Below are 17,859 nucleotides of genomic sequence, written 5' to 3'. Positions count from 1 at the left end.
CATGAGCGCACTCGCCTCGTTGAGCGCACCGCCCCTGGTGGGCGGTTTCGCCGAGCTCGACGTCCATCGCATCCTCGACGCCGCCTGTCGCCGTGCCGACCTCGACCCAACGGGCGCAACTCTGCTACGCGGTCACACCAACGCGGTCTTCCGACTGCGCACCGCCCCGGTGGTGGTCAAGATCGCACGACGCGGGGCCTGCCCGACCCAGGCCGGACGGACCGTCCAACTGGTCGAGTGGCTGGCCGGATTGGACTTTCCGACCGTGCCGCTCCATCCGGTGCGTCAACCGGTCGTGATCGACGGCCAGCCGACGACCTTCTGGAGGCACCTGCCGCAGCCCGCCCACCCCGTCCGCGCGGAACAACTCGCGGCCCCGCTGCGCACGCTCCACCGTCTCCCGCACCCGCCCTTCCGGATCCCCGAGCTCGACACGGTCGCCGCCATCCGGCGTTCCCTCGACGTGATCACCGTGCTGCCCGCCGGGGACGTGGAGTTCCTCGCCCGCCGGCTCACGCACCTCGAGAAGCAGCTCACCGACCTGGAGTTCGTGCTCCCGCCCGGGCTGCTGCAGGGCGACCCGCAGCACCGCAACGCCCTCCACGACGGCGGTCGGGCCGTCCTGTGCGACTGGGACACCATCTGCTACGGGCCGCCCGAGCTGGACCTGGTGACCATCGAGATCCACTGCCGCCGCTTCGGCTACGGGCGCGCCCACCACGAGGCGTTCGCCAGGGCCTACGGCTTCAACGTCACCCGTTGGGACGGCTACCCGGTCCTGCGGGACCTGCGCGAGCTGCGGATGATCACCACCAATGCCAAACGGGCGGTGACCGGCTCGTTCACCCAGGAGGAGGTGAGCCGGCGGGTTGACGGGCTGCGGCGCGGCGACTACGGGCTCCGCTGGCAGATCCTGTAGCAGTCGTCCCAGCCAGGACCCGGCCCGTCCCCGAGCCAGGATTCCTCAGCACTTCGCCCGATTCTCGTATTGTCCGACAAAAGCTCATCGGTCCATCGGACTATCGGCCGTTTGAATATCTCTGGTCGGCCCGGTGGTGTTCGTGGAAATTATTTCCATGCCGGTGCAACACGCCGATTTTCAGCGGAGCATGACCTTCCGAAGCTGCCATGATGAGGTCAATCCTGAAGTCGGGAAGGTTCATGAGGTCAGTGACAGCACCCGCCGCTGCCGGGCAGGCCGACGGGCGGCACGAGGTCGTGGTGACGCGGCACCAATGGCACGGGCATTCCTATGAGTCGCGGTACGTCCGCGCTGCCTCGGCGCGGACCGCACCCTTGGTGCTGGTGGGTGGCGCGCTCCAGACCAAGGAGGGCTGGGGCCGACTGGAGCGCGAGCTCCTGACCTTCGCCGATGTGCTCGCCGTCGACCTGCCCGGATGGGGGACCAGCCCCGTCCTCCCCGAGTGGTACGGCACCGACTTCCTCTCGGACTCCCTCGGTCAACTCCTCGACGACCTCGAAGTGCCCGAGGTGAACCTGCTCGGCGGCTCCTACGGCAGCGCGGTCGTCTTCCGGCTCGCGCAGCGGCAACCCGAGCGGGTGGCCAAGATGGCGCTGGTCGGCACCATGATGCGGATTCCGGAGCAGGCCTGCGCTCCGATCCGCCGCAGCCTGGACCATCTGGCGGCAGGGGAGATGGACGAGTTCGCCGAGATGGCGCTCGACCTGCTGACCAACCCCGAGACGCTCACCTCGGTGGCCGCCGGCGCCCGTGTCCGGCGCTTCCTGCGACGTCGGCTGCTGAACCTGACGCCCCACGAGAAGGAGCAGTTCATCGCCAACAGCCGGCGCCTCCTCCGGCACCAGGAGCTCGACCTGCGGCAGCCGCCGCCGACGCCCCTGCTCGCGGTGGCCGGCGAACACGACAACTTCACCACACCCGAGCGCTGCCGCGCCCTCGCGCAGGTCTGCCCCGACAGCTTCTTCGCCGTGGTGGCGGAAGCCGACCACATGCTCCCGGTCGAACGGCCGGTTGAACTCGCCGATCTGTTCCGGCGGTTCCTGCTCGGCGAGGCGCTGGGCGAGGTCGACTACTGCCGGACCGTCGAGCGCGTCTGCCCGCTGGTGCTGGTCTGACCGGATGAGGATCCAGATCGTCACGGTGGGCACCACCGGCTCGGTGGCCCCCTACACCGGCCTGGCCCACCGACTGCTGGCCGACGGCCATGACGTCGAACTGGCCACCCACGCCCGGTTCGAGAGCCTGGTGTCCTGCTGCGGGCTGCGCATCCGGCCGATCGGAGCGGATCCGTTCGAGGCACTGCTCGGCGCGCACAGCCGGCGGGGCAGCGGCTTGCGGGCGCTGCGTGAGCTCCGGGGCGCGGGCGCACAGGCCGCGCTCGACCTCGTCGACGGGATCCTCGCCGCCGTCGACCCCAAGGCGGACCTGATCCTGCTGTCGACCCTCGCGGCTCCGATCGGCTCGGTGGCGGCCCGCCACCACCGGATCCCCACGCTCGGCGCGTTCCTGCAACCGGACGTGCCCAGCCGGTGGTTCGCGCCCTGCTCGATGGCCTGGCGAGCACCCGGCCGCGCCAATGTGCCGCGGGCGCGGATCGCGAACGCGGCGTTCGACTCCCTCTACGACGCCGCCGTCCGCGCGGTCCACCGCCGGCTCGGGCTCCCGCCGGTCGGCAGCCGCCGGATGCGGGCGCTCCGGGAACGCGACAACTGGCCGATCTGGCACGGCTACAGTCCCACGGTGCTGCCACGGCCCACGGACTGGCGGTCCGGACTGCGGGTGGCGGGCTACTGGTGGCCGCACGAGTGCCCCCGGTGGCAACCACCCACCCTGCTGGCCGACTTCCTGGCGGCCGGCCCGCCACCCGTGCTGGTCGGCTTCGGCAGCATGATGCCGGGCGACCCGGAGCAACTGAGCAGGCTGGCCGCCGGCGCCCTGCGTCGGGCCGGCTTGCGGGGCATCGTCCAGTCCGGCTGGGTCGGCCTGGACGTGATCGACGACGACATCATCACCGTCGACGCCGTCCCGCACGGCTGGTTGATGCCGCGCACCGCCGCCGTGGTCCACCACGCCGGCGCGGGCACCACGGCCGCCGGCCTGCGCGCCGGGGTGCCGGCCGTGCCAGTGCCGGTGATGACCGACCAACCCTGGTGGGCGGCACGGCTGGTGGAGCTTGGCGTCAGTGAACAGGTCATCTCCTACCGCGAGTTGACCGAGATCCGGTTGGCCGAAGCACTGCTGGCGGCGACCCGGCGCGGAGGACCGCGGCACAGGGCGGCGAGCCTCGCGCGAGCACTGCAACGGGAGGACGGAGCCGGCAGTGTCGCGGACGCCATCGCCCGCCTGGGTTGAGCCGGCCGACGGCACCCGTGCGGCCGAGGCGGAGCCGATGCCGCCACTGGACGCGTGGTTCCACCGGCAGCAGAGCAGCGGCGCGGCCTGCACGACGGTCGGTTACGCGGCCTGGTTCGACGGTCCGCCGCCTGCCCTGGCGCAGTTGCGGACACGGGTGCTCCAACGGCTCGGCGGGTTCCGGCGGTTGCGCGCGGTACCGTTCATCGAAGCCGGCAACTGGCCGCACTGGCATGAGGATCCGGCATTCGAAGGCGATCGGCACGTCACCGCCTCCGGCGAGCTGGGCCCCCTGCTCAGCGAGCCGCTGCCCGCCGGGCAGCCACCATGGCAACTGCACCTGCTCCCGGACGCCGACGGGTTCGCCGTGCTGCTGCGGGCCCACCACGCGCTGCTGGACGGGCAATCGCTCAGCATCATGCTGACCGCACTGCTGGACCCAGCCCCTGAACGCCGACCGCGGTCGCCGGTCTCCCCGCCCTCCCTGCTCCCGCCGGCCTCACTCGCCCGCAAGCTGGCCTGGGCCCTGGACGACCTGCTGCCCAAGTCCCGGCCCCTCCCGTTCCACGGTCAGCTCGGTGCGGGCCGCGACCTCACCTTCACCCGGTTGCCCGGCGAGTTGCTGGCCGCCGCACGCAACGCGCTCGACGGTCCGAGGAGTTCGAACACCGCCGTGCTCCTCGCCGCTGTCGCGGGCGCCCTCCGGGAGCTGGGCCTGTCCGGCTCAGCCGCCTGCGCCATGGTCCCGGTCGACGTCCGCACCGCCGACCAGAGCACCCTGCTCGGCAACCACTACGCCACCGTGCGCCTACCGCTCCCCGCCCACCCCGACCCGCGATTGCGCCTGGCCGCCCTGGACCACCGGATCCGCCGCACCGACCTACGTCAGCGCGCCTCCCTGCAGGCCCAATTGGTCGCATCCCGGGCCCGCCGCCACACCGCCTTCGGCGCCGCGGCCGGCCGCTACGTCGAGTCCCCCCGCTACTCCTCCCTCCTCTGCACCAGCCTCCCGTCCGCATCCGGCCCGTGCGCCACCCTCGGCACCGCCCGCCTCGCCGCCGCCGCCCTCCTGCCGCCCCTCGGCCCCTCCCACCCACTCGCCGTCTCCCTCACCCGCCACCCCAGGGGTGCCGTCCTGACCACCCTCGCCGATCACACCCGCGCCGCCCTGACCGCCCCGCTCAACGCCGCCATCACCGACCACCTGCGGCAGTTGGCGACGCCGCAGCGCTAAGGCTCCGACCAGCAACGTTCAGCGGGTCGGCACGGTGCCCGAACCGGTCGGTCGGGGCAACACCCGACCGCCCGGATCACCCATCCCGATGTCCTGGCTGCCCGGCGCCGGGAGCGGGGCCGCATCCGCAGCGAGGAAGGCTTTCGCGGGGGCGGCCGACCACTCGCGTCGGCAGCATGACCGCACCGCCCCGCACCGTAGCCGCACAACGTCAGGGGCGGAGCGCCACCAGGAGATCTACCACGTAGCTCTCTTCCACCTCCTCGCCCGGAAAGAGCCTGCTCAGCCGCTCACGCTCATCGACGAAGAACGCACGACGGGCGGCCTCCTCAAGGACGAGGAAGGCCGAACGGCTGCCGATGTTGGCGAGATGCACGTCCAGCGAGACGGTGCGGCTCCAGCGCAGCTTCCGGCGCAGAACCCGCAGCCCCGTCAGCCCCGCCAACCGGATGGCGTCGCTGTCCGAAGGGCGCACCGCAGACCTCGGCTTCACCCCGCAGTGGCGCGCGATGCGCCCGTGCTGCTCGCGGATCCACGGCACGTCGAAGGCCGTGGTGTTCCACCAGATCGCCAACGCACCACCCGCACCCAGGACACGCAACGCCTCCGGGACAGACCGGCCGGGATCGGTCCACTGCCAGGACTGCGCATACGTGATGAGGTCACAGGAAGCTGACGCCAAGGGCAGCGCATTACCGTCACCCCTCACGATCGGCAGGCCCGGGAGCGCCAGGCGGAACTCGCCGGCCATGGCCTCACCCGGCTCCACAGCGATCACATCCGCACCCCGCTCCCGCAGTAGCACGCTGGCGATTCCGGTACCCGCGCCGATGTCGGCGACCCGGGCACCCGCCAAACGACGGCCTGCCAACTCCTCGATGGAGTCGAAGAGCTCGGCTGGATAGGAAGGCCGACTCAGCGCGTACTGAGCCGCGGCTACCTCGAAGGACTGGGCGCGAGAACTAGCGGTCACAGCCTCATCATCGCTCCCTCGCCGGACGATCGACCACCGTCGACCCTGCGATCGTTTCCGGCCGCAGCGCCGGCCAGGGCAGTCCCTGCCTGTGATCGACGCGTTCGAGGGGGCGCCCCCGTGGCCCGCACCACCCACTGGCGCGGGTCTGGCGGGGGTGAACTCGACCGCGCCAACCACCCGGGTCAGTGCGCGAACGTCAGGGCTTCTGCTGGCCGATGCCGAACGCAGCCGTCGCGATCCCGTACCAGTACGGCGTCTCGGCACCGTCGAGGCCCGTCGGGTTGACCGAGTAGACCACGGTGCGGGAGAGGTCGCGGGTGGCGAAGACGCCGCTGGTCCAACCGGGGCGGGAGCCGGTCTTGCCCCAGACCACCAGGCCGTTCAGCTCGGCGCGCTCCAGGCCCATGCTCATGCAGGCGCGGCCGGCGGTGGGGCCGGTGTTGCAGTGGCTGCTCTGGTGGTCGGGAACGTCCGGAACGGTGAAGAGCAGCTGCTGCTGGGCGGGCGGGAGCAGGCGCCCGCGGAAGAGCGCGTCGAAGAAGTGGGACAGGTCGGGGGCGCTGGAGATCAGGCCGCCCTCCGCCCACGGCCACGGGCTCTGTTCGGTCACGTCCACCTGGTGCGAGCCGCCGTTCGGGTCCTGGACGGTCAGGTACGGGTGGGCCGCGGCGTCCGGCAGGCGCGGGTCGTCGGCCTTGGGGACGGAGGTGTCGCGCAGGCCGAGCGGCTGGATGATGCGCCGGCGCACCTCCTGGGCGTAGCTGTGGCCGGTGACCTTCTCGATGACCATCCCGGCCACGAAGGTGTTCATGCCGTTGTACTGCTGCGCGGTGCCGGGCTGGAAGCTCATCTGCTCGCCGGCCATCCCGGCGACGATCTGCTGCGGCGTCCAGCTGTCGAACCGGTGGTCGGCGAACCAGTCGGTGCCCCCGTTGCCCCAGCCGACCGAGCCGCCGGGCAACCCGCTGGTGTGGTTGAGCAGTTGACCCACCTCGATCGGCGGGAAGCCGGCCGGCAGCACGCCGGGCAGGTACTGCTGCACGGTGCCGTTCAGGTCGACCCTGCCCTCGGCGGCCAACTGCAGTACCACGGTCGCGGTGAACACCTTGGAGATCGAGCCGATCCGGAACCGGCCGTCCGGGTTGATCCCCTGGCCCGAGGTGCCGGTGAACTTCCCGGCGCTGCCGGTGACCTGGACGAATCCGCCGGAGACGTCCGCCGCCGGGCGGTCCGCCAGGGCCTGCCGGATCGCCGCCGGGTCCAGCGGTGGCACGGTGGTGCTGGACCCGGCGGCGACGGCACCGGCGGCCGCTGGTGCGCCGGCGGTGGTCGCGGCGATCGCCGGCGTGATCGTGCCGACGGCGAGCGCGGCGGTGAGGGCGGCGGCTGCTGCTGCGGTGGTCCAACGAGTACGGGTGGCAGGGCTCTTCACGGCGAGTTCTCTCCGGGTCGGCGGTTCGGGGCCGGTTGCGTTCCGGCTCGTCGAAGAGTCTGCCGACCGGCGGTGCCCCGGCCATCGGGGATCCGCCCTGATCGGACCCCACCTTCAAGATCAGGGTTCTCCCTGAGCAGGCACCTGATCAGGCGTCAGGGACGCTCGGCGCACTCAGAACCGCGAGGCCGCCCGCAGTTCGCCCGCCTCGCCGTGCCAGACGACTCGGCCGCGCTCCAGCACATGGACCAGCGCGCTCGACGGTGCCCAGGAGGGCAGCGTTCGGGCAGTCAACAAGGCAGTGCGCCCGGCGAGTTGCTCATGTAGTCGGGCAGTGACGGAGGGGGCCAGGCCGCGGTCCGGCTCGTCCAGCAGCAGCACGACGGGTTCGGTGAGCAACGCCCGGGCCAGGGCCAGCAGTTGCTGCTGGCCGCCGGAAAGTGCGGTGGCCCGGCGCGGCAGCAGTGGGGCCAACTCCGGGAAGACGTCGAGGATCGGCTGCGGTGGACGACCGGCCAGTGCCAGGGTCTCGGCCACCGTGAGGGTCGGGAAGACCGCGCGGCGGGCCGGCACCAGCACCACGCCGAGGGCGGCCCGCCGGTGCGGGGCCAGCGAGCCGATGTCGCGTCCGTCGAGCAGCACCGTGCCGTCGTGGTGCGGCACCAGCCCGGCCAATGCCTCCAGCACCGCGGTGCGGCCGGAGCCGTTGCGACCGATCAGGAAGCCGAGCCGGTCGGCCGGGCAGCGGATGTCCACTCCGGCGAGGCGCACCACCGGCCCCCGGCGCACGGTGACACCGCGGAGCGCGAGCCGCAGCGGCGTGGTCACCAGAGCCTCCGCACCCGTTCGTCGGCCAGCACCTCGGCGATCGTGCCCGCCGCGACCACCCGGCCGGTGTCCAGCACATATGCGCGGTCCGCGAGCCGGGCCACCAGGGCCAGGTCGTGCTCGACCAGCAGCACCGCGGTGCCCTCGCCCGCCGCCATCGCCAACACCTGCGCCACCCAAGCGACCTGGGTGGCATCCAGGCCAACCGAAACCTCGTCCACCAGCAGCACCCGGGGTCCGCCGGCCAGCGCCCGCCCCAGCTCCACCAGCCGCAGCACCCCGAGCGGCAGCCCGGCGACCGGGTGCGCGGCCAACTCGGCCAGCCCGAGCAGCCGCAGCACACCCGCCACCCGGGCCCGCCCGAGGGGCCCCGAGGCACCGTGCTGCTCCGCCCCGACGAGTACGTTCTGCGCCACGGTCAGCCCTTGGAAGACGGCCACCTGCTGGAAGGTCCGGGCCAGCCCGAGCCTGGCCCGCCAGTGGCAGGGCGCCCGGGTGACCTCCCGCGCACCGAGCAGGATCCGGCCGCCATCGGGCCGGGCCACCCCGCTGAGGCAGTCCAGCAGCACGCTCTTGCCCGCACCGTTGGGCCCGACCAGCGCGGTGACCTGTCCCGGCGTCAGGTCCAGGTCGACACCGTTCACCACGGCGACCCCGCCGAGCCGGCGGGTCAGGGACCGGGCACGCAAGGCGGTCACGACCAGGCCCCCAGTCGGCTGCGCGCCCATCCGGTGAGCCCGCCGGGCAGGTGCCCGGTTGCGGTGGCCAGCGCCCCGACCACCACGGCCGACATGCCGGGCACCGTGGCGGAGTCCAGCGCGACCAGCACGAACGGGGCCAGCACCGCGCCGGCGGCGCTGTCCACCCCGGTCACCACCACCGTCGCGAACCAGACCAGACCCTGTACCGGGTCGAACGTCGCCGGGTCGAACGCGCCGCCCGCCATCGCCAGCAGCACCCCGCCGGCCCCGGCCAGCGCGGCGCCGAGCACGAAGACCAGCAGCTTGAGCCGCGGCACCGCCACCCCTGCCGCCCAGGCGCCCGCCTCGTGGTCGCGGGTGGCCAGCAGGGCCCGGCCCAGCCGCCCCCGGCGCACGGCCGCCACCAGCAGCGCGCCCGCCGCCAGCACCGCCAGCTCGGCCGCGTACAGCGCCCGGTCGCTGTGCAGGAACGAGGGCCGGGCACCTGTCAATCCCGCGGTGGCGTACGGCTGTTGGAAGACGAAGCGGCTCAGCCCGACAGCCAGCGCGAAGGTCACCATGGCCAGCACCAGGCCCCGGCGGTGCACCACCGGCCAGCCGACCAGCACCCCGGCGGCGGCCAGCCCGAGCACGGCCACCACCAGTGCGGCACCGCCCGGCACCTGCCCGGAGACGAGCTGCGCGGTTCCCAGCGCGCCCAGCCCGGCGAACGCGCCCTGGGCCAGCGAGACCAGTCCACCGCTGCCGGTGACCAGCACCACCGAGAGCAGCACCAGCGCGATCCCCGGCACGGTCAGCAGCGCCCGCACCCCGCCACCGCGCAGCGCCAGCGGGGTGAGCAGCACCACCGCGCACAGCAGCGGCGCCCACCCGTCCCGGTGGCGCGGAGCCGCCGGCCCGGCCAGCAGCGCCCCGCCGCCGACCAGCCCCTGCTCCGCCTCCCCCCACGGCACCAGGGCGGCCACCAGCAGGGCCACCGCGAACAGGTTGGACTGGCCGGCGTCCACCACCGGCATCAGCGTGCCGGACGGGTGCAGCCAGGCCAGCTCCGCCTGCACGATGCCCAGCGCCAGCCCGGCGGCCACCGCCACCGGCAGGCTGTGGAACCGGGCGGCCACCGCCACCGCCAGGGTCTCCAGTACCAACAGGGGCAGACCGTAGGGGTCGAGCAGCACCAACGGAGCCAGCAGCACCCCGACCAGACCGGCCGTCAGCGCCCCGAACGCCCAGCCGACCGCGCCGACCGCCTCGGCGTTCACCCCCGCCAGCTCGGCCAGCGCCGGGTCGTCCGCGACCGCCCGGCTGCGCACCCCGAACCGGGTGAACCGGCCCACCGCCCACACCGCGCAGGCCACCACCAGCACCGCACCCAGCTGGGCCACCGTGTCCAGGCGCAGCAGCCGCCCACCCGGGAGCGTGAAGGTGCGCACCGGTACCAGCGACGGCACGTCGGCCAGCGGCGCCGTGCCCCACATGGCCGCCACCAGCCCGATCAGCAGCACCAGCACCCCCACGGACGCCACCACCAGCTCGCCGACCCCGGCCGCCCGCCGCCGGAGCGGCCCGAAGACGCCGAACTGCAGCAGCACCCCGAGCCCGGGCGCGACCAGCAGCAGGCAGACGGCCGCCGCCAACCAGAGCGGCCAGCCGCGCACCACGGCGAGCTCGCGCAGCAGGTACGCGGTGAACACGGCGATCCCGCCCTGCGCCAGATTGAGCACTCCGGTCAGCCGGTAGCAGACCACCAGCCCGACCCCGCTGAGCGCCGCCGCGCTCCCGACGGCCACGCCCGCGAGCGCGAAGTCGATCGCCAGTCCGGGTGCGGCCATCAGGGGGAAGTTCCGGCGGAGGGGAGGATGTCGGGCTCGCACACCGGGCACGGGGCGAGGCCGCGGCGCCGCACCGCGGCGGCGTCGACCGGCGAGGCCTGCTCCTTGCCGGCCACCAGGGGGCAGCCGGGCCGGTGGCAGAGGGTGCCGCCCGGCACCGCGACCAGGCCGCCGCCGAGCACACTGGGCTCTCCGGCCGCCTCGGGCGCCCGCCACTCGACGGCGGCCGCGGGCTGGTCGGCCTCGCCCCCGGGGGCGAGGCGGACGGCCAGCCATACGAGACCGCCGGTGAGCAGCGCGACACCGGGCGCGGTGGCCGACGCCAGATAGGGCAGCTGGCGGGCCGTCACGGACTCGCCGGAGACCGCGTACCAGCCGAGGACGCACAGGGCACCGCCGAACACGGCGAGCAGCCAGCCGGGGCCCGGCCCGGTGAACAGGCGCTCGGCAGGCGACCGGCCGGGCCTGGCTCGGCTCGGGGAGGAGGGGCCCGGGCCGGGGTCGTCCATCCGCTGCCTCCTGTTGCGCGTGGTTCGCCGATCCGCCTTCATGGTCAGTGTTACCCGTGTCCAGCGTTGACGCGCTGTCACCACGACCGAGAACCGGCACCACCAGGCGGAGAGACCCATGCGCAAGGACTTCGTGATCTCAGCGACCGCCGCGGTGCTCGGCGCCGTGCTGCTGGTGAGCTCCTGTTCCAGCAGCACCAAGAGCACCTCGACCGCGAGCCCCACGGCATCGCCCAGCCCCACGGCCTCACCCAGTCCCACGGGTTCTCCGAGTCCCACGGGTTCGCCGAGCCCCTCCGGGAGCCCCACCGGGACCGCGCCCGCCGACGCCGCGGCGGCCACCCAGCAGGTCACCCAGAACTGGCAGAGCTTCTTCTCGCCCGCCACCCCGCTCAGCTCCAAGGCCGCCCTGCTGCAGAACGGCGACCAGTTGATGCCGCTGCTGCAGAGCTTCGCCACCGATCCCCGGGTGGGCCAGGTCAGCGCCCAGGTGACCAATGTGCAGTTCACCTCGGCGACCACCGCGAACGTCACCTACAACCTCTCGCTCCAGGGCCAGACCGTGGTGCCGAACGCCTCCGGCCAGGCGGTGCTGGAGAACGGCACCTGGAAGGTCTCCCGGTCGACGCTCTGCGGCCTGGTCATGCAGAGCGGCGCGACCGCGGCACCCGGGTGCAGCTGACCCGTCGCGCATCCCTCGCCGCAGCCGCCCTGCTCCTGCTGGTCGGCTGCGGCACCCGGCTGCCCGCCAGGGACTTCGCCGCCCCCACCGGGGCCGCGGCCGGCGGCGGCAACACGGCCAGCGACACCGGGGTGACGGCCGGCCAGGTCAAGGTCGGGATCATCACCTCCCTCACCAGCCCGCTGGGCACCGAGGTGCTCTCCGGGCCGCGGTACGGAGCGCTGGCGTTCTTCCAGGCGCTGAACGCCGCCGGTGGGCTGCACGGGCGCACGGTGCAGGTGGTCACCTGCGACGACGGCGGCAGCGGGATCGGCAACGAGGACTGCGTGCACCAACTGATCGATCACGACCAGGTCTTCGCGCTCACGGCGGGCAGCTCGCTGGACTACGCGGGCGCGTCCTACGTGAGCGGCAAGGGGGTGCCGGACGTCGGCGGGCAGCCGATCGGGACGGCGTACGACCGCTGGCCGCACCTGTACGAGATCTACGGCAACAACGCGCCCCGGGACGGCCGCAGCGTCGGCTGGGACGGCACCCTCTACGAGACCACAGAGGTCTACCGGTTCTTCAAGCAGCGCCTCAACGCCGACCGCGCCGCCGTGGTCGCCTACAACCAGGCGGAGTCGCTCTCCTACGCCCACCAGATCGAGGAGGGGCTCGCCGCCGAGGGCTACCACGTGCTGGCCCAGACCGTGGACGTGGCACTGCCCGCCTTCCAGACGGTGGCCACGGCGCTGGCGGCCGACCACACCCAGCTGCTCTTCGACGCCATGGACACCCGGGGCAACACCGCCCTCTGCCAGGCCCTGGACACGGCGGGCGTGAAGCTGACCGCCAAGGTGACCAATGTGCAGAACTGGACCCAGACGGTGGAGCGCGACTACCAGTCGGCGCCCGGCTGCCGCGCGGTGCTGTGGGCGACCTCGTCCAGCCGCAACTACGAGGACACTCAGTACCCGGCCGTCCAGGCCTTCCGCAGTGCCATGCAGCGCTTCTACCCTGAGCGCCAACCCCTGCTCTCCGCGTGGGAGTTGGAGGGATGGGCGGCCGCCCAGTGGCTGACCGACGCGATGGCCTCGTGCGGCGGCGCGCTGACCCGGGCCTGTGTGACGCGCTTCATGGACCGCTCCCAGCCGTATGACGCGCACGGGCTGCTGATCCCCACCGACTTCGTGCGCCGCCCGCGCCCCAGCGGCCCGACCCGCGCCTGCCTGGACGTGGCCCGCTGGCAGGACACCACGGCGGCGGGCGGGCCCGGCTGGGTCACCCAGGTGCCGGACATGGACACCAACTGCTTCGAGGTTCCGCAGCTGCCCTACCAGCCCTGACGGTGGCATCGCCCGAACGGCGGCGAGCTGTTGCCGCTCCCTCGGGTCGCGCGTTGACTGGCTGACATGCTCTCAGCTCGCACTCTGTTCCAGGAGATCCACGCCAATGACGAGGCGTTCGGACTGTTCTGCTCCATCGCCGCCAAGGGGGAGGACCAGGGCGGATGGGAGAACGGCCGGATCGCCGCCCTGGTGGCGGACCAGCACCTCGCCCCCAAGATCGCCCGGCACGGCGCCGACGAGGACAAGCACGGGCGGATCTTCAACGCCCTGATGCACAAACGGGGCCTCACCCCCGTCCCGGTGCCGGACGACACCGACTACACGATGATCCTGGAGCGCCAGGGCATCGGGCTGGCGCACGCCAGGCTGCGCCGCGACGAGCAGCTGACCGAGGCGGACGTGATCACCTATCTGGCGCACAGCCGGGTCACCGAGCAGCGGGCGTCAGAGCAGATGCGGCTGCTCTGCAAGATCTTCGGCGACCACCCGGAGGTCGGCCGCGCGGTGCGCATGATCTCCGCCGACGAGGACAACCACCTCGCCTACTGCCACGAGGAGCTGCTGCGGCTGGCTGCGGCCGGCCACGGGCGGCGGATCCTGGACACCCTGCGGGAGACCGCCAAGGCGGAGATCCGCACCTACCGCGACGTCAGCCTGGCCGTGATGGCGCACATGGGGGCGATCCTGCGGTGGCCGAAGGCCAAGGTGGCGGTGCTGGCCGCGGGCATCCAGGTCGTCTACCTTTACGAGCTGCTGGGCGGCTGGCAGCGGATGACCACCCTGAAGACGCCGGCCAAGCGCAATGCGCTGGGCGGCCCGGCGACGGCCGCGACCTTCGACTGATGGACCCGAGCGAGCCGACCCGGCCGGGCGGGAGACTGGCCCGGCTCGGCCGGTTCTGCTACCGGCGGCGCCGGCTGGTGCTGACCGCCTGGGTGATCGGGCTGCTGGTGCTGCTGCTGGCCGGCTTCCGCTTCAAGGCCCCACCCGACAACGACTTCACCGGCGGGCGCTCCGAATCCGCGTACGCGCAGAACCTGATCAAACAGCACTTCCCGGAGCGCCAGGGCAGCTCGCTGGTCCTGGCGATCCGGGCAGCCCCGGCCGGGCTGGCCGACCCCGGGGTGCGCCGGCGGGTGGACGCCATGGTCACCACCCTGGAGCAGGCGCCGCACATCACCGCCGTCCGTTCGCCGTACGCCGGCCCCGGGCAGATCTCGCAGGACGGCACGGTGGGCTTCGCCACCGCCCAGTCGGACCAGAACCCGATGAACACCGCCGAGGTCAAGCACCTGATCTCGCAGACGAAGGCGGCGAGCGGGTCGGGCGTCACCTTCGCGCTCGGCGGCGCCGACGTGGTCACCGCGGAGACCCCGTACGGCGGCTCCTCGGACGCGATCGGCGGCCTGGCCGCGATGCTGGTGATCCTGATCGCCTTCGGCTCGCTGCTGGCGATGGGGCTGACCATGCTGGCCGCGCTGTTCGGCATCGGCAGCGGACTGGCGCTCATCTTCCTGCTGGGGCATCCCATTCCGGCACCGTCGTTCAGCCCGCTGGTGGCCACCCTGCTCGGCCTGGGGGTCGGCATCGACTACGCCCTCTTCATCGTCACCCGGTACCGGGAGGGGCTGGCCGACGGCCACGAGCCGGAGCGGGTGGTGGTGGTCGCGACCGCCCGGGCCGGCCGCTCGGTGCTGTTCGCGGGCGCCACCGTGGTGATCGCCATGCTCGGTCTCATCGTGGTCCAGCAGCGGCTGTTGAACGCCACCGCGGTGGCCGCCTCGGTGACGGTGCTGATGACCATGATCACTGCCGTCACCCTGCTGCCGGCGCTGCTGGGCTTCGCCGGGCGCGGCATCGACCGGTTCAAGCTGCCCTACCTGGGCCGGACCGGATCCCGCAGCCCGATGGCCGAGCGCTGGGCCCGGGTGATCCAGCGACGGCCGGTCACCGGTCTGGTCGCCGGCGCGTCGATCATGATCCTGCTCACCATTCCCGCCCTGTCGATGCGGCTGAGCTTCGAGGACAACAGCACCGAGCCGCACGGCACCGGTGGCTACCTCGCCTACCGGATCCTGAGCGAGGGCTTCGGGCCGGGCTTCAACGCACCGTTCGTGGTGGTCGCCGAGGTGCCCTCCCCGGGGGCGGCGGCCGCCGTCGGGCCGCTGGTCAGGGCGGTGGCGGGCACCCCCGGGGTGGCGGCGGTCGAGCCGCCGGAGCGCAGCGCGGACGGTGCGGCGGAACTGTTCGTGGCCTATCCCAGCACCGCCCACCAGGACGCGGCGACGCCCGAGCTGCTGGACCGGCTGCGCGGCACGGTGATCCCGGCCTCCGTCGCCGGCACCGGCCTGGTCGTGCACGTCGGCGGGCCGACCGCCGGGGACACCGACTTCGCCTCCGAGGTCGCCGCCCGGCTGCCGTGGCTGATCGCGACGGTGATCGGGCTGGCGCTGATCCTGCTGCTGGTGCTGGTCCGCTCGGTGGCGATCGCGATCAAGGCTGCCGTGATGACGCTGCTGTCGGTGGGCGCCGCGTTCGGCGTGCTGGTGATGATCGTGCAGTGGGGGTGGCTCAACCGGTTCCTCGGCTTCCCGACCACGGCACCGGTGACCGCCTGGGTGCCGCTGTTCATCTTCCCGATCCTGTTCGGCCTCTCCACCGACTACGAGGTCTTCCTGGTCTCCCGGATCCGCGAGGAGTACGACGCCGGCCACGACACCCGGGAAGCGGTGGCCCGCGGTCTCAGCCGGACCGCGCGGGTGATCACCGCGGCGGCGGCGATCATGGTGACGGTCTTCCTCTCGGTGCTCGCCACCCCCGACATCGCGGTCAAGGAGTTCGGGCTCGGCCTGGCGGTCGCGGTCTTCCTGGACGCCACCCTGGTCCGGATGGTGCTGGTACCGGCGATCATGGAGCTGCTCGGCAAGGTCAACTGGTGGCTGCCGAACTGGTTGGACCGGGTGCTGCCGCAGGCCTGACGACCGGTCAGGCCGGGGCGTCCGGCTCCCGGCGGGCCAGCAGCAGCGCCACGTCGTCCGGCCGGTTCGGGGAGCGGTGGGCGGCGGAGAGCAGCCGGTCGGCCAGCAGTTCGAGGTCGGTCGGGTCCGCCTCGGCCAGGGTGTCCCGGAGCCGGGCGATGCCCGGGTCGACGCCGATGCCGGGCTCCTCCACCAGGCCGTCGGTGTACAGGGCGAGCACCGAGCCGACCGGCAGCGACACCGGGACGGCCGGGTAGTCGGCCGGCGTGGCCACCCCGAGCAGCGGCCCGCCCGGCAGCTCCAGCACCTCGGTTCGCCCGTCCGGGTGGCGCAGCAGCGGCGGCACGTGGCCGGCCCGCACCAGCAGGGCCTGCTCGGCGCCCGGGGCCAGCCGCACCAGCAGACAGCTCGCCAGCAGTCCGGGATCCAGCTCCACCAGCAGTTGGTTGGTGCGCGCCAGCACGTCCTGCGGCCGGTCCGAACTGCTGGTGAAGGCCCGAACCACACTGCGCAGCTGGCCCATCGTCGCGGCCGCCGCCACGCTGTGCCCCTCGACGTCGCCGATCACCAGGGTGAGGCTCCGGCCGGTCGTCAGCACGTCGTACCAGTCGCCGCCGATATCCATCCCGCTGGTGCCGGGCAGATAGCGGGTGGCCAGCGCCAAGCCGGCGGGCTGCGGCAGCCGGTGCGGCAGCAGCGCGTGCTGCAGGCCGCGGGCCAGCGCGAACTCGGTGTCGTAGAGCCGGGCCCGCTCCAGCGCCTGGGCGATCAGTCCGCCCAGCGCGGTCAGCACCCCGCGCTCCTCGACGGTGAACCGGCGGGCCTCCTGGAAGCCCAGGACGCAGCTGCCGACCGGGCGTCCGGAGGCGATCAGCGGCAGGAACGCCGAGGCCGAGCGGTCGCCCAGCGGGACCCCCGGATAGGCCTCGGCCAGCTCCCCGGCCGTCTCGAAGAAGATCGGCGAACCGCTGGTCAGGGCGTCCACCCCGGGCAGCCGGGCCCGCAGCTCGCTGCCCTCGAAGCGGTCGAGGATGCCCTCCGGATAGCCGGTCTGCAGCGCCAGGTGCAGCCGGTTGTCGCGGACCACGTAGAGCGCCAACTGCTGCCCGCCGAAGGCCGGCAGGATCTGCTCGGCCACGGTGGCGCAGACCTCGCGCACCGTGACCGCCTGGGTGAGCAGGCCGGCCAGCTGCATCAGGTGGTAGATCGCCCCGGGCTCGCTCGGCGCCGCCGGCGGCGGACCCGGCACCGCCACCGGCCGCCCCTGATCGGCACCGCGGACCGGTGCGCCGGCCGGCACCACGGTGCCGGTCACCCCGTGCGCGTCCGGGTAGAGCGAGAAGGCCAGCCAGTGCTCCGGCGGGCGGCAGGCCAGGAACGAGACCGAGCTCTGGGAGAGCATCGCCGCGCGGTAGCGGTCCGGATAGCCGGGATCGGCCAGCCACGACAGCGCCTCCCACGGCAGACGGCCCAGCAGCTCGCTCCGCCCGGCGCCGAGCAGCAGTTCGGCGGCCCGGTTGAGGTAGGTGAGCCATCCGTCCGGATCAAGTGCGAACACCCCCTGCGGCACCCGCTCCACCGCGCCCGCCGCCGCCGAGTCGGCCGCCGGGAGCACCGCGCCGACCAGGTGGTCCGGCGCGGCCGCCACCAGCCGGCCCCACAGCCGCACCTCGGCAGCCCGTCCGTCCGGCTCGCACGGCGTCAGCCGCAGCCGCAGCGTCAGCGGCCCACGTTGGTGCCCGGGTGCCGCCCGGAGCTGCCGCGCGGCGGTGCGCAGGGCGGCCAGGTCGCCCGGATGCACCCGGGTTGCCAGAGCGGCCCAGGCCGGCTCCCGGTCCGGCGGCAGGCGCAGGATGGCCCGGGCCGCCTCGTCGGCACCGAAAGCGTCGGCGGCCAGGTCCCAGTCGAAGAGCCCCACCGCGGCCACCACTCCGGCAGGCTCCGGCAGGTCAACCAGCAGCGGTTCGCCGTCGGGGGCGGCCGGCTCCTCCCAGCCGGTCGGCGCGGCCAGACCCCCGCCGCGCC

Annotated in this window: 15 protein-coding genes; 8 read left to right on the top strand and 7 right to left on the bottom strand. The window is 73.4% G+C overall.

The window, feature by feature from the left end:
• Nucleotide 1 precedes the first annotated feature (1 nt).
• From LN042_RS25050 to LN042_RS25035, 4 genes are all read left to right on the top strand, one after another.
• Nucleotides 2-919, top strand: a complete 918-nt coding sequence (locus tag LN042_RS25050) for a phosphotransferase family protein (protein WP_230053599.1) — start codon at nt 2-4, stop codon at nt 917-919.
• 251 nt (nt 920-1,170) lie between these two features.
• Nucleotides 1,171-2,097, top strand: coding sequence for an alpha/beta fold hydrolase (locus LN042_RS25045; RefSeq protein ID WP_230053598.1), 927 nt, complete (start codon nt 1,171-1,173; stop codon nt 2,095-2,097).
• A 4-nt stretch (nt 2,098-2,101) separates the two neighbouring features.
• Complete coding sequence (locus tag LN042_RS25040; protein WP_230053597.1) at nt 2,102-3,334, top strand: glycosyltransferase; 1,233 nt, start codon at nt 2,102-2,104, stop codon at nt 3,332-3,334.
• On the top strand, nt 3,303-4,568 hold the full coding sequence (locus LN042_RS25035) for a wax ester/triacylglycerol synthase domain-containing protein (RefSeq protein WP_230053596.1): 1,266 nt from the start codon (nt 3,303-3,305) through the stop codon (nt 4,566-4,568). Before LN042_RS25040 ends, LN042_RS25035 begins: the two co-directional genes overlap by 32 nt.
• Before the next feature lie 211 nt (nt 4,569-4,779).
• Here LN042_RS25035 and LN042_RS25025 read toward each other — a convergent pair whose 3' ends face one another.
• The 6 genes from LN042_RS25025 to LN042_RS25005 all read right to left on the bottom strand — a co-directional run bounded on the left by LN042_RS25025 (nt 4,780) and on the right by LN042_RS25005 (nt 10,843).
• Nucleotides 4,780-5,541 (bottom strand): class I SAM-dependent methyltransferase, encoded by a 762-nt coding sequence (locus LN042_RS25025; RefSeq protein WP_230053595.1) that lies wholly within the window; start codon nt 5,539-5,541, stop codon nt 4,780-4,782.
• Nucleotides 5,542-5,740: 199 nt separating this feature from the next.
• Nucleotides 5,741-6,976, bottom strand: a complete 1,236-nt coding sequence (locus LN042_RS25020; protein WP_230053594.1) for a serine hydrolase domain-containing protein — start codon at nt 6,974-6,976, stop codon at nt 5,741-5,743.
• A 174-nt stretch (nt 6,977-7,150) separates the two neighbouring features.
• Nucleotides 7,151-7,804, bottom strand: coding sequence for an ATP-binding cassette domain-containing protein (locus LN042_RS25015; protein WP_230053593.1), 654 nt, complete (start codon nt 7,802-7,804; stop codon nt 7,151-7,153).
• A complete protein-coding gene (locus tag LN042_RS37805) occupies nt 7,801-8,502 on the bottom strand; it encodes an ABC transporter ATP-binding protein (RefSeq protein ID WP_308191866.1) in 702 nt (233 codons plus the stop codon). Before LN042_RS37805 ends, LN042_RS25015 begins: the two co-directional genes overlap by 4 nt.
• Nucleotides 8,499-10,334 carry an ABC transporter permease subunit gene (locus LN042_RS25010; RefSeq protein WP_308191865.1) on the bottom strand — a complete coding sequence of 612 codons (1,836 nt, stop codon included), beginning with the start codon at nt 10,332-10,334 and terminating at the stop codon, nt 8,499-8,501. The genes LN042_RS37805 and LN042_RS25010 overlap by 4 nt, the downstream gene beginning before the upstream one ends.
• Nucleotides 10,334-10,843: a hypothetical protein gene (locus LN042_RS25005; RefSeq protein WP_230053592.1), complete on the bottom strand. Its 510-nt coding sequence runs from the start codon at nt 10,841-10,843 to the stop codon at nt 10,334-10,336. The genes LN042_RS25010 and LN042_RS25005 overlap by 1 nt, the downstream gene beginning before the upstream one ends.
• Nucleotides 10,844-10,961: 118 nt before the next feature.
• Between LN042_RS25005 and LN042_RS25000 the strand changes: the two genes are divergently transcribed.
• The 4 genes from LN042_RS25000 (at nt 10,962) to LN042_RS24985 (ending at nt 15,834) form a co-directional block, all read left to right on the top strand.
• The gene (locus tag LN042_RS25000; protein WP_230053591.1) at nt 10,962-11,525 is read left to right on the top strand and encodes an MTB12 C-terminal domain-containing protein; all 564 of its coding nucleotides are present in this window, start codon (nt 10,962-10,964) and stop codon (nt 11,523-11,525) included.
• A complete protein-coding gene (locus tag LN042_RS24995; RefSeq protein WP_308191864.1) occupies nt 11,516-12,853 on the top strand; it encodes an ABC transporter substrate-binding protein in 1,338 nt (445 codons plus the stop codon). Before LN042_RS25000 ends, LN042_RS24995 begins: the two co-directional genes overlap by 10 nt.
• A 66-nt stretch (nt 12,854-12,919) precedes the next feature.
• The gene (locus LN042_RS24990) at nt 12,920-13,699 is read left to right on the top strand and encodes a ferritin-like domain-containing protein (protein WP_230053590.1); all 780 of its coding nucleotides are present in this window, start codon (nt 12,920-12,922) and stop codon (nt 13,697-13,699) included.
• Nucleotides 13,699-15,834, top strand: coding sequence for an MMPL family transporter (locus LN042_RS24985; protein ID WP_230053589.1), 2,136 nt, complete (start codon nt 13,699-13,701; stop codon nt 15,832-15,834). The genes LN042_RS24990 and LN042_RS24985 overlap by 1 nt, the downstream gene beginning before the upstream one ends.
• A gap of 7 nt (nt 15,835-15,841) precedes the next feature.
• On the opposite strand, the gene LN042_RS24980 is transcribed toward LN042_RS24985, so the two are convergent.
• Nucleotides 15,842-17,859, bottom strand: a 2,018-nt coding sequence (locus LN042_RS24980) for a SpoIIE family protein phosphatase (RefSeq protein WP_230053588.1), incomplete at its 5' end; no start/stop codon positions are given.

The organism is Kitasatospora humi (assembly GCF_020907985.1).
Lineage (GTDB): Bacteria > Actinomycetota > Actinomycetes > Streptomycetales > Streptomycetaceae > Kitasatospora > Kitasatospora humi.
The sequence above is the reverse complement of the archived record's forward strand: the minus strand, read 5'-3'. Positions and strand labels throughout refer to the sequence as shown.

Excerpts from the sequence above, each read along its gene's own strand:
- LN042_RS25050 (WP_230053599.1), top strand. The coding sequence starts at position 2 with ATGAGCGCACTCGCCTCGTTGAGCGCACCGCCCCTGGTGGGCGGTTTC.
- LN042_RS25040 (WP_230053597.1), top strand. The coding sequence starts at position 2,102 with ATGAGGATCCAGATCGTCACGGTGGGCACCACCGGCTCGGTGGCCCCC.
- LN042_RS25010 (WP_308191865.1), bottom strand. The coding sequence starts at position 10,334 with ATGGCCGCACCCGGACTGGCGATCGACTTCGCGCTCGCGGGCGTGGCC.
- LN042_RS25005 (WP_230053592.1), bottom strand. The coding sequence starts at position 10,843 with ATGGACGACCCCGGCCCGGGCCCCTCCTCCCCGAGCCGAGCCAGGCCC.
- LN042_RS25000 (WP_230053591.1), top strand. The coding sequence starts at position 10,962 with ATGCGCAAGGACTTCGTGATCTCAGCGACCGCCGCGGTGCTCGGCGCC.
- LN042_RS24990 (WP_230053590.1), top strand. The coding sequence starts at position 12,920 with ATGCTCTCAGCTCGCACTCTGTTCCAGGAGATCCACGCCAATGACGAG.
- LN042_RS24985 (WP_230053589.1), top strand. The coding sequence starts at position 13,699 with ATGGACCCGAGCGAGCCGACCCGGCCGGGCGGGAGACTGGCCCGGCTC.